The organism is Phytomonospora endophytica, assembly GCF_014202425.1.
In the GTDB taxonomy this organism is placed as follows: Bacteria; Actinomycetota; Actinomycetes; order Mycobacteriales; family Micromonosporaceae; genus Phytomonospora; species Phytomonospora endophytica.
The window spans coordinates 1-13646 of the sequence record NZ_JACHGT010000004.1 but is presented as its reverse complement, the minus strand read 5'-3'; the positions used below and the strand labels follow the sequence as shown (position 1 = coordinate 13646).

Here is a 13646-nt window from a genome sequence, read left to right as displayed (position 1 = left end):
GCCGCCGCTTCACCTCGGCGAGGTCACCGTCGAGCGGCTGTCCGTCGGGAGGTTCGGGCACGGTTCGCTCACCCGCCCTGGCGGCGGAGACGACCGCCACACCCAGCGGCAAGCGGGCCGGGGGCCGCCGCTTCACCTCGGCGAGGTCACCGTCGAGCGGCTGTCCGTCGGGAGGTTCGGGCACGGTTCGCTCACCCGCCCTGGCGGCGGAGACGACCGCCACACCCAGCGGCAAGCAGGCCGGCGACCGCCGCTTCACCTCGGCGAGGTCACCGTCGAGCGGCTGTCCGTCGGGCGGTTCGGGCACGGTTCGCTCACCCGCCCTGGCGGCGGAGGCGACCGCCACACCCGGCGGCAAGCAGGCCGGCGACCGCCGCTTCACCTCGGCGGGGTCACCGTCGAGCGGCTGTCCGTCGGGTGGTTCGGGCACGGTTCGCCCGCCCTGGCGGCGGAGGCGACCGCCACACCCGGCGGCAAGCGGGCCGGGGGCCCGCCACACCGCCGATGGGGCTCCACCACCAACGCCCCGATGAGCGCCGGCGCCGCGCCGACGGCCCGCGGTCGCGGTCTTCGACCCGGCCGCCCGCCGTCGAGTTCCTCACCCCAAGCTCGCACCGCGACGCGAAGCCGTGCCCCCGCGTCGCGGCGGCAGACCGCCCACGCGAAGACACACCCACCCACGCACACCGAAGGCCCGGCCGTCGGCCGGGCCTTTCGAAGCGTTCACGTCACGCCGCCACCGCGATCCTCCCCTGCCACCAGGCGATCGTCTCGGCGAGGGCCTCGTCGAAGTCGGTCGCGGTCTCCCCGAAGACCTCGGTGTAGCGCGAGGAGTCCATCTCGAAGGGCAGGTCCCACTGGTGGCGCGTCTCGGCGAAGCCGCGCATCGCCGGCTGCACCGTCCCGAGCACGTTGATCAGCAGCCACCACGGCATGGTCCCGATCTTCACCATCGGCACGCCCGCGACCCTCGCGATCGCCGCGACGATCTCCCGCTGCGACAGCGCCGGCGCACTGGGCACGTGCCACGCCCGTCCCCAGGCGCGCTCGTCGGTGCCGAGGCGGACGAGGGTGCGCGCCACGTCTGGCATGAAGGTGAAGCTGTGGGGCGCGTCGGCGTCGCCGAACAACGACACGCTCTTGCCGCGCAGGACACGCGGGACGACGCGCTCGCCGATGACGGCGTTGGCGGTCGGGCCGGGGCCGAAGAAGTCGGAGGCGCGGGCCTCGGTGACGCGCAGTCGGCCGGCCTCGTGGCGGGCGAGCGCCTCCTTCCACATCCCGGCGCGCAGGCGGCCTTTGGCGCCTTCGGCGGCCAGGGGCGTGTCCTCGGTCATCACGCGGGCGGCGGGGCCGTACCCGTACAGGCAGCTCATGGTGACCAGGACGGCTCCGGCCGACTCGGCGGCGTCGAGCAGCGCGCCGGCCATCCGGGGCCATTCCCGCTCCCAGAGGTGGTAGCCGGCGGGGTTGGCGCAGTTGTAGACGACGTCGGCGCCTGCGGTCGCCCGGCGCAGGGCTTCGGCGTCACCGGCGTCGACGGCGAGGTGGGTGACGCCGTCGGCGTCGCGGCCGCCGGAGCGACTGAGGACGCGGACGGTCTCGCCGCGCTCGGCGAGCATGCGGGCGGTGGTGGAGCCGACCGGGCCTTTGCCGAGGATCACGTGAGTCGACATGTTCTTCTCCCATCACATTCGAGAGCGGTGCTCTCGCTTCTGACGAAAGCATGGCACGCCGATCGGCGAGCGTCAAGAGCAGTGCTCTCATTTTTGTGCACTGCTTCCAAAGTTTGTTAGGCTCACTCCATGTCAGCACCCAGAACCGCCCGCGAACGAGCGCGGGCCGAACTCACCCAGGCCATCAAGGACACCGCCCGGCGCCAGCTCGCCGACGTCGGCTCACGCGCGCTGTCCCTGCGCGCCGTCGCCCGCGAACTGGGCATGGTCTCCTCGGCGGTCTACCGGTACTTCGCCAGCCTCGACGAGCTCTTCACCGCGCTGATCATGGACGCCTACAACGCCGTCGGCGAACAGGCCGAACTCGCCGACACCGAAGCGCGCGAGGCGGGCGCGACCCCCGCCGAGCGCTGGCTGGCCGTCTCCCGGGCCGTGCGCGCGTGGGCGATCGCGCACCGCCACGAGTACGAACTCCTCTACGGCACGCCGATCCCCGGCTACGCCGCACCACAGGACACCATCGCGGCCGCCTCACGCACACCGTTCACGCTCGTCAGGATCTGCAACGACGCCATCGCCGAGGGCGCGACCTTCCCCGCCGACCGGCCCACCGTCACACCGGACCTCTTCGACGAGAACATGACCGGACTCGTCAACGACCCGACCTTCGCCTACCCCGGCCGCATCGTCCTCGCCTGGAGCGGCCTGATCGGGGTGATCACCTTCGAACTGTTCGGGCAGTTCAACGGCGTCATCACCGACTTCGCCGCCTACTTCGACTACACCGCGCGCGCCACCGCCGCCGAACTCGGACTCACCTGAGTCAGCGGCGCCCGGCACCGGCGACGACGTCGTTGACCTTCACCATCAGCGCGACCAGCAGCGGCAGGATCGCCACGACCCACCAGCTCACGATCTCGGTCAGGGCCAGCAGGACCCCCAGCGCGATGCTGCCCTCGAAGAACACGAAGCACAGGGCGGCACTGGGACGGATATGGCGAAGCCGCAGGACCCGCGCGTAGAAAGGGCGCCGTTCGGGGGCGTCGTCGTCCCCGTCGGTCACCGCACCCCTCCGGCACGGACGTCGCCCTTGCGCGCGGCGGCGATCGCGAAGATCGCCCGCTCCAGGGCGTAACCGCGGTCGTCGGAACCGCCCTTGACGGCGGCGTTGACCTCCGCGGCGGCGTCCATCGCCAGCGCCAGGCCCTCCGGCGTCCAGCCGCGGGTCTGCGCCTGCGCGCGCTCGACGCGCCACGCGGGCATGCCCAGCGTCGAAGCGAGCTGGAACGCGCTGCCCCGGCCCGCCCCGGCAACACGCGCGACGTTGCGGACACCGGTGGCCAGCGCGTCGGCGATCGGGACGGCGTCCATCCCGATCGACATCGCCCAGCGCAGCGCCTCCAGCGCACCGGGGACGTCGCCGACCACGGCGGCGTCGGCCACGGCGAAACCGGTGACCTCGGCACGGCCCCGGTAATAACGGTTGATGACGTCGACGGTGATCGAGCCGCCGGTGTCGGCAACGAGCTGATGGCAGGCGGCGGCCAGCTCGCGCAGGTCATTGCCGATGGCGGTGAGCAACGCGTCGGCGGCGTCGGCACCACAGCGCGCCCCGAGCCGGCGGAACTCCTCGCGCACGAAGGCCGTGCGGTCGGCCGGACGCTTCAGCTTCGCGGCCGCCACGACGTCGGCACCTGCCTTCCGCAACCCGTCGGCGAAGGCCTTGCCCTTGACGCCCCCCGCGTGCGCGACGACGAGGTAGACGCCGTCGACGGGACCGTCGGCGTACTTCAAGACGGCGGCGGTGAGGTCCTTCTTGGCGTTGTGCGCGTTGCGCAGGACCACCACCGTCCCGCCCCCGAACAGCGCCGGGCTGACACCGGACACGAACTCGCCGACCGTCGCCGATCCCGCGTCCCACTCCCGCACCTCGGTGTCGGGGTCGGCGGCGCGCACGGCGCCCGAGATTTCGGCGATGGCCCTGGCCACGAGCAGTTCCTCTTCGCCGAGGACCAAACGAATCGGGGGTATTGACGTCACCCGGCCATCCTCCCACGCGCGCGGAGGGTGAGCGGGGGTGCGTGGACGGGCCCTGAGGGGTCTGGTTGTCCACAGCGGCCTGGTTGTCCACAGCGAGCCCGGCTCACTTTCGCCGGCCACGCCTGGCGCCGCGCTACGGTCGAATTTAGGGCGGAGGCCGGGAGGCCCCTGGGGCCGTTCACGTTTCAGCCGACGTCCGGGACCGCGTGCTTTTCGCGCGGCGATCCGCACTCCGCGCCCGCGTGGCACGCCAGGCGGTAAGCCGCACCCCGCGCCCGCGCGGCGCCCCACGCGGCAAGCCGCGCCCCGCACTCCGCGCCCGCGCGGCAAGCCGGGAGATCACCGCTCCGCGACTGCGCGGCCTCCTCCGCACTCCGCGCCCGCGCGGCAAGCCGCACCCCGCGCCCCGCGCCCCGCACCCCGCCTCACGCCGACCGAGCCGCCGCCCGGTTGTCCACAACCCGCGAGTTATCCACAGGCCCGTCCACCGCCGGGATGCGCGAAGCCGCGAACTCGGCTTCGCTTGATCGGTGCGAACCCACACAACCCACCGCGAACAGGTCGAGCGCATGCGTCTTCGCCTCGCCCGCCTCGCGCATCCGCCCGGCACCGCGAACCCCGCCACCGATCACGAACCCGCCGCCTACCCACCGGGTCTCCCACCGCCCGCCGAAGCACCCGTCACCGTCGTCGAATGCGAGACGGACGAGCGGCCCGAGGCCCCCGAACCCGCCGACTCGCCTTTCACCATCGCCGCCGTCCCCCGCCGCGTCCTCGCGCTCGCCGCCGTGGCGGTACTCGTCCTCGCCGGGCTCGTCGCGTGGTGGTCATGGCCCCGCCCGGAGCCCGTCGCCGTACCCGTCGAGGCCGCGGTGAGCGAGGCGGGTCCCGCCGCGATGCTCGTCGTTTCCGTCGCGGGGAAGGTCCGCCGCCCCGGCCTCGTCGAGGTGCCGCCCGGCTCACGCGTGGCCGACGCGCTCGCCGCCGCCGGTGGCGTCGCCGACCCGGCCGACCTCGGCATGCTCAACCTGGCCCGCAAAGTCGTCGACGGCGAGCTCATCATCGTCGGCCCGGCCACGGCGGGAACCGGGACCGGCGGCCCGGGCGCGGGCCACACGGCCCCGGTCAACCTCAACGCCGCCACCGTCGCCGAACTCGACGGCCTGCCCGGCGTCGGCCCGGTCCTCGCCCAGCGGATCGTCGACCACCGCGACGCCGAGGGCCCCTTCGCCTCCATCGAGGAACTCCGCCAAGTCGACGGCATCGGCGCCGCCCGCTTCGCCGACCTCAAAGACCGGGTGACGGTATGAGGCGAGGCTCCGACACCGACGGCGGAGGAGACAACGGCCGCGAGGAAACTGCGGCGGCACGGGTTCCGGGTGGCCGCAAGACGCCACGGCCCGCCGCCCGTCCCGCCTCAGCCCGAACGGACCACGCCGTAGCCGAGGCCACGACAAGGCCTGACAACCACCCCGCCTCAGCCCGAACAGCCCCCGCCGTCGTACCGGCCGAGCCGCCAAGCGAGGCCACACCACGACCCTCCGCCGGCCCCGCCTCCAACCGGGCAACCCATGCCACCGTCAAGGCCACACCCCATCCCACCACCGACCGCGCGAACCACAACCGCACGTCGCCCGAACCCCAAACCCCCAACCGTCCCCCCGTCCCCCGCCTCGACCTGCGCCTCGCCTCCGTCGCCGCGGGCGTATGGCTCGCCGCCCTGGCCGCACTGTTCCTCCCCGCCACCATCGGCTTCACCCTCGCCGCCGCCTGCGCCATCGCAGCCGCCGGCACCGAAGTCCGCGCCCGGCGCACCCGCAAGGCCCTGCTTGGCCTCCTCGTCGCCGGGCTGCTCGGCGCGGCCTGCGGCTCGGCCGTCATGGCCTGGAAGGTCGCCGTCCGCGACAGCCCCGTCATCACCGGACTCGTCGCCGAACGCGCCGAAGGGACCGCGACCCTCATCGTCCGAGACGACCCACGGCGCCTCAGCGCGGGCGCCGCCTACGCCGCCGAAACCCACCTCGTCCCCGTCCGCCTCACCGGCCTCCGCACCGGCGACACCTCCTACGACCTCGACGTCCGCGCCCTCGTCTTCGCCGCCGACCCCGCCTGGGCGGCACTCCTGCCCGGCCAGGAACTCCACACCGAAGGCCACCTCGCCGCCGCCCGCGGCGACGGCCTCGAAGCCGCCGTCTGGATCACCCGCGACGGACCCCACGACGTCACACCCCCGTCCTGGTGGCAGGGCGCCGCCGGAGACCTCCGCGCCGGACTCCGCGACGTCTGCGCCCGTCTCCCACCCGAGGTCGGCGGCCTCCTCCCCGGCCTCGTCGTCGGCGACGTCTCCCGCCTCGACCCCCGCGTCGCCGAAGACTTCCGCGCCACCGGCATGACCCACCTGACGGCCGTGTCGGGCGCCAACGTCGCCCTCGTCATCGGCGCCGTCCTCCTCACCGCCCGCTGGGCCGGCCTGTCCCGCCGCTGGGCACCGCCCCTCGCGGGCCTCGCCCTCATCGGCTTCGTCGTCCTCGCCCGCCCCTCGCCCAGCGTCCTGCGCGCCGCCGTCATGGGCGCCATCGGCCTCCTCGCGCTCGCCCTGGCCCGGCCCCGCCGCGCCCTGCCGATGCTCGCCGCCGCCGTCACCGTGCTGATCCTCATCGACCCCGGCCTCGCCGGCGAACCCGGCTTCGCCCTGTCGGTCCTCGCCACCGGCGGGCTCCTCATCCTCGCCGGACCCTGGAGCACCCGCCTGCGCGAACGCGGCTGCCCGCGATGGCTCGCCGACGCCCTCGTCGTCCCCGCCGCCGCACAACTCACCGTGGCCCCCGTCGTGGCGGGCCTGTCGGGCACCATCAGCCTCGTCGCCGTCCCCGTCAACGCCCTCGCCGTGCCCGCTGTGGCCCCCGCGACCGTCCTCGGCGTCCTCGCCACCGCCTGCGCCCCCTGGTGGCCGCAGGCCGCCCACGCCCTCGTCTGGCTGGCCTCATGGCCCGCGTGGTGGCTGGTGAAACTCGCCCACCACGGCGCCGCCCTGCCCCTCGCCGGCGTCCCCTGGCTCACCGGCCCCCTCGGCGGTCTCCTCCTCGCCGCGCTCCTCGCGGCCCTCATCGCCGGGCTGCGCTGGAAACGGACCCGCCGCTGGGTCGCCGTCATCGGCGCCGTCGCCGTCGCCGCCTGCGCCGGGATCCTCCCCGCACGGCTCCTCATCGGCGGCTGGCCCCCGCCCGGCGCCGCGATCATCGCCTGCGACGTCGGCCAAGGAGACACACTCGTCCTGCCCACGGCCGACGACGCCGCCATCGTCGTCGACACCGGCCCCGACCGCACCGCCGCCGACCGCTGCCTGCGCCGACTCGGCATCGACGAGATCCCCCTCCTCGTCCTCAGCCACTACCACCTCGACCACATCGGAGGCCTCGACGGCGTCCTCACCGGACGCCGCACAGGCCGCGTCCTCGCCCCCGCCTACGCCGAACCCGCATCGGGAAGACAAGCCGTCCACACCGCCGCGACCAAGGCCGCGATCCCCATCACCGTCCCCGCACCGGGCGAACGCCACCTCACCGGCGGCTGGGAACTGACCGTCATCGGCCCCACCACGCCCATCACGGGCACCCGCTCCGACCCGAACAACAACTCACTCGTCCTGCGCGCCACCCGGCCCGGCATCTCGATCCTGCTCGCCGGAGACCTGGAGGAGACCGCTCAGGACGCCCTCCTCGACGCCGGAACCCCACTCCACGCCGACGTCCTCAAAGTCGCCCACCACGGCTCGGCCTACCAGAGCCCGGCCTTCCTGAAAGCCGTCCACCCCGGCGTCGCGCTCGTCTCGGTCGGCGCCGGAAACGACTACGGCCACCCCGACCCGGGCGTCCTCGGCGTCCTCGAAGACACCGGCGCCCGCGTCCTGCGCACCGACCACGACGGCGACCTCGCCGTCATCACCACCGAAAAAGGCCTCGCCATCGCCACACGCGACACGAGCACCTGGGCCTCGCCCCTCAGTCCACCCGCCGGTACACCACGGCACCCACCAGACCCGGCCCCACATGCGCGCCCACGACCGCACCGACCTCGGAGGTGTACACCCGCCGCAACCGGCGCCCGAAACGCTCCCGCAGCCGCCCCTCCAGGTCGGCCGCCGCGGCCTGCGCCGCCAGATGATGCACGGCCACGTCCACCGCGCCCTCGTGCCCGGCCGCCTCCACCAGGTCCACCAGCCGCGCCATCGCCCGCGACGAGGTCCGCACCTTCTCGCGCACCACCAGCGCGCCCTCGTCCACGTGCAGGATCGGCTTCACCGCCAGCGCCGTGCCCACCAGCGCGCTCGCCGCGCCGATGCGCCCGCCCCTGCGCAGGAACTCCAGGGTGTCGACGTAGAACATCGTCGTCGTCCGCGTCACCGCGCTCACGGCCTCGCGTTCCACGACGTCCACACCACGCCCCCGCGAAGCCGCGCGGGCCGCGGCGAGCACCGGGAAACCCAGGCCCATGCCGGTGCTCAGCGAGTCGACGACCCGCACCTTCCCGCCGAACTCGGCGGCGGCCAGCACGGCGGCGTCATAGGTCCCCGAAAGCTTGGAGGAGATGTGCACCGACACCACGCCCGTCGCGCCCTCGTCGAAACGCCGCCGGTAGCACTCGGCCAGTTCGGTCGGTGTCAGACGCGACGTCGTCACCCGTACCCGGCGTTGCGCCATGGCGATGGTCACGTCCGCGGGGGCCACGTCCACGCCCTCCCGCCCTTCGGCGCCCGAGAGGGACACCGGCAGGGAGAGCACCGAGATCGCGTACCGCTCGACCGGTTCGGCCGGCAGGTAAGCCGTTGAGTCCGTGACCACCGCGACTGGCATAGACGAACGGTAGCGGATCGGCAACGCCGATCACAGTGCCCGGGCGGTCTCCACCTGGAATGGGGTGCCCTGCTGGCAGAAGGACATCACGTTCGGCGCCTCATGCCCGGTCACCTCGACCTGGGCTCCGGCGACCAGCACGGCCCGGTCCCCGCCGAACAGCGAGTAGACCTGCCCGTTCGCGTTCAGCACCAGGCAACCGTGCTCGACGCCCGCCTCGACCGTCCCCGTCAACGTCACCGACTTGCCCTTCGTGGGATCCACACCCGGCTTGTCCTTACCCGGCAGGCTCGGTTCGCTCGACGGGCCCGGAGGCGGCGTCAACACGTCGCTGCTGGCCGAATCACTCGGCTGGGGCGCACCGGAACCGGAACCCGGCCCACTCGCGCCACACGCCGTCACAGCGGCCATCATGAGCACACCGGCGGCGATCACGGATACGGCCGTGAACCGGGAGCGTGACTTCGTCATCCTCGTCCTCATGCAAGATCCGACGCGCCACGAGGGCGCGCCGTTCCATGGTCAGGCCTGAGCGCCCACGTTGTAGGCGTGCAGACGCCACCCGCGTGACAGCCGCACATCCGCCCAATGGCAGTTGTCGAGGCCGTGGATCGTGTTGGTCATCTCCGCGTCCCAGCCCAGCACCGCCGCGACGGCCTGCCGCGCCGAACCGCCGTGACACGCCACGACGGCCGTGCCGTCGCCGACCTTCTCCACGATCTCGGCCATCGCCGCGCCCGTGCGCGCCTTCAGCTCGTCCCAGGTCTCGATACCGGCCAGCGCGACCGGCCGCCCCGCACGCCACAGGTCGTGCTCGGCGGGCCAGCGTTCACCGATCTCCGGCATCGTCAGGCCCTCCCACGGGCCGTAACCGCGCTCGCGGAGCCGCTCGTCGGTCACGACCGCCTGACCGGTGAGGTCGGCGACGGCCTGCGCGGTGGAAACCGCCCGCGAGAGGTCGCTCGCGACGATCAGGTCCGGGTTCTGCGCGGCCAGCACGACCGCCGCCCGCAGCGCCTGCTCACGCCCCACCTCGTCGAGTTCGATGTCGGTCCAGCCCTGGAAACGCCTCGAACCGTTCCACGAGGTCTGACCGTGCCGGACGATGAGCAGCCGGGTCACGCCTCGACCTCGGCCGGCTCGCTCACGGCGTCGGCCGGGCCGTTCTCGAACGGGACCGTCGGGCAGTCCTTCCACAGCCGGTCGAGGGCGTAGAACTCGCGCTCCTCGCTGTGCTGGACGTGCACCACGACGTCGGCGTAGTCGAGCAGCACCCAGCGACCCGCGCGCTGGCCCTCACGGCGCAGCGGCTTGGTGTCGTACCGCTCGCGGAGCTTCTCCTCGACCGCGTCGACGATGGCCTGCACCTGGCGCTCATTGGGCGCCGAGGCGAGCATGAACACGTCGGTGATGACCAGCTGGTCGCTGACGTCGATCAGCACGATGTCGTGGGCCTTCTTGTCCGCCGCGGCCTCCGCTGCGGCGAGGGCCAAGGTACGTGCGGTTTCGGTGGCGGCCACATGACTCCTAACGTCGGTCGTCTCAGGCCTCCAGTCTGTCACGACCGGCTGACATACGCCTCATGCATTAGGCGCGGTAGAGGCCGCGCCGTGCGATATAGCGCACCACGTCATCGGGCACGAGCCCCCACAGCGGCCGCCCCTCGGCCACCCGGCGGCGGCAGTCGGTCGAGGAGATGTCCAGCTGCGGAATCTCCACGAGCTCCACAGCCCCTGGTGGGACGTCGATGTCGAGCAGGTCGTACCCCGGACGCGACACCCCCACGAAACGCGCCAGGTGGAACAGCTCCTCCCCGCCCTTCCACGTGCGGATGCCCCCCAGGGCGTCGGCGCCCGTGATGAAGAACAACTCCGTCTTCGGCGGACTGACCGCGCGCAGGTCCCGCAGAGTGTCGACGGTGTAGGTCGCGCCCGGCCGGTCGATGTCGACACGGCTCACCTCGAACGCCGGATTCCCCGCCGTCGCCAGCAGCGTCATCGCGTATCGATCCTCGGCGTCGGAGACCTCGCCGTCGGTCTTCTGCCAGGGCTGACCCGTCGGCACGAACAGCACCTTGTCGAGGGCGAGCTTGCCTGCCACCTCCGCGGCCGCGAGCAGGTGCCCGTTGTGGACAGGATCGAATGTCCCGCCCATGACCCCGACGCGGCGCCCGGCACCCACCATCCCGCGATGCTAAGTGACCGGGCGCCCGCGCCGGGGCCGAACGTCAGAGCGTGTCGGCTGCCTCACGAACCCGAACGGCCCGCGACAGGTCGTCCAGACGGTCGGCCGCGGTACGACGGAACTCCTGCGCGAGACCATCCGCCGACAGCATCTCCGCCGCCAGCTCGGCCGTCCTGGCCTCCACCGCGAGCGACGGGAACATCGCCGCCGTCAGGTGCATCTTCTCCCACGGCATGCGCGCGTCGATCGCCGCCGGGAACTCCGCGAAGAAGCGCGCCACGTACGGCTCCAGCAACTCACGCTGCTCCGGCCGCCAGAAACCGTCCGCGGTGGCCCGCAGCACGTGGTTCGACAGGTCCGTGCCGTGCAGGACCGCCTGCCAGGCCGCCTCCTTCGCCTCCGCGTCGGGCAGCGACGCCCGGCACGTCGCCGCGTGCTTCACGCCCTCCGAGCTCGGGTCACGCGTCAGCTCCGCGGCGATGTCGTCCTCACCGGCCGCGCCGAGGACGCACAACCGCGTCAGGATCTGCCAGCGCACCTCGGTGTCCACGACGAAGCCCTCGGGCACGTCCACACCGTCCAGCCAGCCACGCAGCAACGGCACGTCATCGCCCGTCGACGCGCCGATCACCGCGCGCAGACCCGACAACTGCCGACCGCCGCCCGGCTCGGCACCATCGGCGATCGCCCGGCCCAGCTCCGCGAAGTCCCGCAACGCGGCCACCCGCGCCGACGGCGCCACATAGTGCTCGATGACGATCCGGCGCGCCATCATCATCAGCTGCTCCACGACCACCATCAACGGCTCGCTCGGCAGGCACTCCCGCACCAGGGCCAGGAACTCGCCCGGCGGCAGCTCGGCGTCCCGGCAGCTGTCCCACACGATGCTCCACAGCAGCGCCCGCGCGACCCGGTCCTCCAGCGCCGGAAGCGCCGTGCGCACCGCCGCGAGACTGTCGGGGTCCAGGCGGACCTTCGCGTAGGTCAGGTCGTCGTCGTTGACCAGCAACAGCGCCGGCTTGACCACGCCCTCCAGTTCCGGGATCTCGGTCAGCTCACCGCTCACCGCGACCGTCACCTGCTCGCGGCGGACCATGCGCTCGCCGTCGAGGTCGTAGAGGCCGACCTTGACGTGGTGCGAGCGAAGCGTCGGGTGCCCCTCCGGTGCGGTCTGGCGGATCGCGACGGAGGTGTAGCGGCCATCCCCGTCGACGGCGACCTCGGCCCGCAGGGTGTTCGGGCCGGTCGTGCGCAGCCAGGAACGGCCCCACTCGGCGAGGTCGTGGCCGGACACCTTCGACTGGCAGTCGAGGAAGTCGGCGAGGGAGGCGTTGCCGAAGCCGTAGCGGTCGAAGTACTCGCGCAGACCGGCGAAGAAGACGTCGTCGCCCAGCCAGGCCGCGAGCTGCTTGAGGATCGCGCCGCCCTTGGCGTAGGCGATGCCGTCGAAGTTGGCGAGGGCGTCGGCGCTGACCTCCAGCTCGCAGGACACCGGGTGCGTCGACGGGCGCTGGTCGGCGGCCAGGCCACCGAGCTTGTTGAACACGACGTTGGCCCAGCCGCCCTCGAAGCGGGTGGCCTCGGCGGCACCTCGGTAGCCCATGTAGTTCGCGAAGGACTCGTTGAGCCACAGGTCGTCCCACCAGCGGAGGGTGACCAGGTCGCCGAACCACATGTGCGCCATCTCGTGCGCGATGGTCGTCGCCCGGCCCTCACGACGCGTCTCGGTGACCGCCGAGCGGTAGATGAAGGCCTCGTCGCGGAAGGTCACGCAGCCGGGGTTCTCCATCGCGCCGGCGTTGAACTCCGGGACGAAGGCCTGGTCGTAGGTGGCGCCGAAGGGGAAACGGACGCCGTACAGCCGCTGGAAGAGGTCGAAGCAGCCGAAGGAGACCTCGAAGATCTCGTCGGCGTCGGTGTCGAGGCCCTCGGCCATCGACTGGCGGCAGTGCAGACCGAAGCGCACGCCGTCGTGTTCGCGGTAGACCGAGTGGTACGGGCCCGCGCACAGGGTCGTGAAGTAGGTCGCGAGGGCCTTCGTCTGGGTGAACACCCAGCGGCCGGGCTCGACCTGCTCGCCGTCCTCGTTGGCGATGACGGTCCAGTCGGCGGGCGCGGTGACGCCGAGGGTGAGCGGGGCCTTCAGGTCGGGCTGCTCGAAGCAGCCGAAGACCCGGCTGGCCATGTCGTGGAAGCCCATCATGTACGTGTAGACGAGCTTGTCCTCGGGGTCGGTGAAGCGGTGCAGGCCCTCACCCGAGTGGGAGTAGCTCATGTCGGCCTCGACGACGAGCTCGTTCTCCGCGGCCAGTCCGGACAGCGGGAAGCGGTTGTCGGCCAGGTCGGCGACGGGGAGTTCGGTCCCGTTGAGCACCACCCGCCGCAGCGTTTCCGGGACGACCTCGAAGAAGGTCGCGGCGCCGGTGTCGGCGGCCCGGAAACGGATCGTGGCGGTCGAGCCGAAGAGCTCGTCTCCCCTGGTCAGGTCGAGGTCGACGGTGTACGAGTCGACGGAGATCAGCTCGGCCCGGGTCTGGGCTTCGTCGCGTCTGAGGCTAGGCATGGCCCCCATACTGCCCCAGGTGGATGAGGGGTTTCCAGCCTCCGGAGGTCACAAAAGGGGGTGCGGGGGCATCGCTGTTCGAGAACGGTGGGGGCGCCCGGGATCGGGTCGCCGGCTCGTCCTTGTCGTCCTCTTCGCCGACGCCGCAGGCGCCTCGGTCAGCCGCGCGAGGCCGCGGTTTTCGGGCACGCAAAAAGACCCCCTACGCCACATGGTGGCGTAGGGGGTCCCTACGTAAGTTCGGCGGTGTCCTACTCTCCCACCCCGTTCCCAGGGCAGTACCATCGGCGCTGAAGGGCTTAGCTTCCGGGTTCGGAATGGGACCGGGCG

General features: G+C 72.6%; 11 protein-coding genes, 1 rRNA gene and 2 pseudogenes. 3 read left to right on the top strand and 11 right to left on the bottom strand.

The genetic code is table 11. The annotated features are described in order from the left end of the window. Both HNR73_RS09295 and HNR73_RS09290 read right to left on the bottom strand, forming a co-directional pair. A partial coding sequence (locus HNR73_RS09295) for a hypothetical protein (protein WP_221330829.1) occupies positions 1 to 430 on the bottom strand: 430 nt, incomplete at its 3' end. 298 nt (positions 431 to 728) lie between these two features. After that, entirely contained in the window at positions 729 to 1676 is a 948-nt protein-coding gene (locus HNR73_RS09290) for an NAD-dependent epimerase/dehydratase family protein (RefSeq protein ID WP_184786949.1), read from the bottom strand. A 129-nt stretch (positions 1677 to 1805) separates the two neighbouring features. Here HNR73_RS09290 and HNR73_RS09285 point away from each other — a divergent pair, with 129 nt between their 5' ends. Further along, complete coding sequence (locus HNR73_RS09285; RefSeq protein WP_184786948.1) at positions 1806 to 2498, top strand: TetR/AcrR family transcriptional regulator; 693 nt, start codon at positions 1806 to 1808, stop codon at positions 2496 to 2498. Positions 2499 to 2517: 19 nt separating this feature from the next. Here HNR73_RS09285 and HNR73_RS09280 read toward each other — a convergent pair. Both HNR73_RS09280 and holA read right to left on the bottom strand, forming a co-directional pair. Beyond that, positions 2518 to 2739: pseudogene (locus HNR73_RS09280) on the bottom strand (hypothetical protein); the annotation flags it as partial. Further along, a complete protein-coding gene (holA, locus tag HNR73_RS09275; RefSeq protein WP_184786946.1) occupies positions 2736 to 3716 on the bottom strand; it encodes a DNA polymerase III subunit delta in 981 nt (326 codons plus the stop codon). The gene holA and the pseudogene HNR73_RS09280, both read right to left, overlap by 4 nt. A 530-nt stretch (positions 3717 to 4246) precedes the next feature. Between holA and HNR73_RS09270 the strand changes: the two genes are divergently transcribed. Together HNR73_RS09270 and HNR73_RS09265 are read left to right on the top strand one after the other, a co-directional pair. Further along, positions 4247 to 5026 (top strand): ComEA family DNA-binding protein, encoded by a 780-nt coding sequence (locus HNR73_RS09270; RefSeq protein ID WP_239122441.1) that lies wholly within the window; start codon positions 4247 to 4249, stop codon positions 5024 to 5026. Positions 5027 to 5394: 368 nt separating this feature from the next. Next, positions 5395 to 7692: pseudogene (locus HNR73_RS09265) on the top strand (ComEC/Rec2 family competence protein); the annotation flags it as partial. Between the two features lie 25 nt (positions 7693 to 7717). On the opposite strand, the gene HNR73_RS09260 reads toward HNR73_RS09265, so the two are convergent. The 7 genes from HNR73_RS09260 to rrf form a co-directional block, all read right to left on the bottom strand. Continuing rightward, positions 7718 to 8569, bottom strand: a complete 852-nt coding sequence (locus HNR73_RS09260; RefSeq protein ID WP_184786945.1) for a DegV family protein — start codon at positions 8567 to 8569, stop codon at positions 7718 to 7720. Between the two features lie 30 nt (positions 8570 to 8599). Continuing rightward, entirely contained in the window at positions 8600 to 8833 is a 234-nt protein-coding gene (locus tag HNR73_RS39635; protein WP_239122439.1) for a hypothetical protein, read from the bottom strand. Between the two features lie 258 nt (positions 8834 to 9091). Then, positions 9092 to 9691, bottom strand: a complete 600-nt coding sequence (locus HNR73_RS09250; protein ID WP_184786944.1) for a histidine phosphatase family protein — start codon at positions 9689 to 9691, stop codon at positions 9092 to 9094. Continuing rightward, complete coding sequence (gene rsfS, locus HNR73_RS09245; protein ID WP_184786943.1) at positions 9688 to 10089, bottom strand: ribosome silencing factor; 402 nt, start codon at positions 10087 to 10089, stop codon at positions 9688 to 9690. The genes HNR73_RS09250 and rsfS overlap by 4 nt, the downstream gene beginning before the upstream one ends. 67 nt (positions 10090 to 10156) lie before the next feature. Further along, positions 10157 to 10753: a nicotinate-nucleotide adenylyltransferase gene (nadD, locus tag HNR73_RS09240; RefSeq protein WP_184786942.1), complete on the bottom strand. Its 597-nt coding sequence runs from the start codon at positions 10751 to 10753 to the stop codon at positions 10157 to 10159. 43 nt (positions 10754 to 10796) lie between these two features. Continuing rightward, positions 10797 to 13316, bottom strand: a complete 2520-nt coding sequence (pepN, locus tag HNR73_RS09235; RefSeq protein ID WP_184786941.1) for an aminopeptidase N — start codon at positions 13314 to 13316, stop codon at positions 10797 to 10799. A gap of 238 nt (positions 13317 to 13554) precedes the next feature. Further along, positions 13555 to 13646 (bottom strand): 5S ribosomal RNA (gene rrf / locus HNR73_RS09230); the annotation flags it as partial.

Bases quoted from the DNA above. Each gene is read 5' to 3' on its own strand.
- pepN (WP_184786941.1), bottom strand. From the start codon at position 13,316: ATGCCTAGCCTCAGACGCGACGAAGCCCAGACCCGGGCCGAGCTGATC.
- nadD (WP_184786942.1), bottom strand. From the start codon at position 10,753: ATGGTGGGTGCCGGGCGCCGCGTCGGGGTCATGGGCGGGACATTCGAT.
- HNR73_RS09285 (WP_184786948.1), top strand. From the start codon at position 1,806: ATGTCAGCACCCAGAACCGCCCGCGAACGAGCGCGGGCCGAACTCACC.
- HNR73_RS09260 (WP_184786945.1), bottom strand. From the start codon at position 8,569: ATGCCAGTCGCGGTGGTCACGGACTCAACGGCTTACCTGCCGGCCGAA.
- HNR73_RS09290 (WP_184786949.1), bottom strand. From the start codon at position 1,676: ATGTCGACTCACGTGATCCTCGGCAAAGGCCCGGTCGGCTCCACCACC.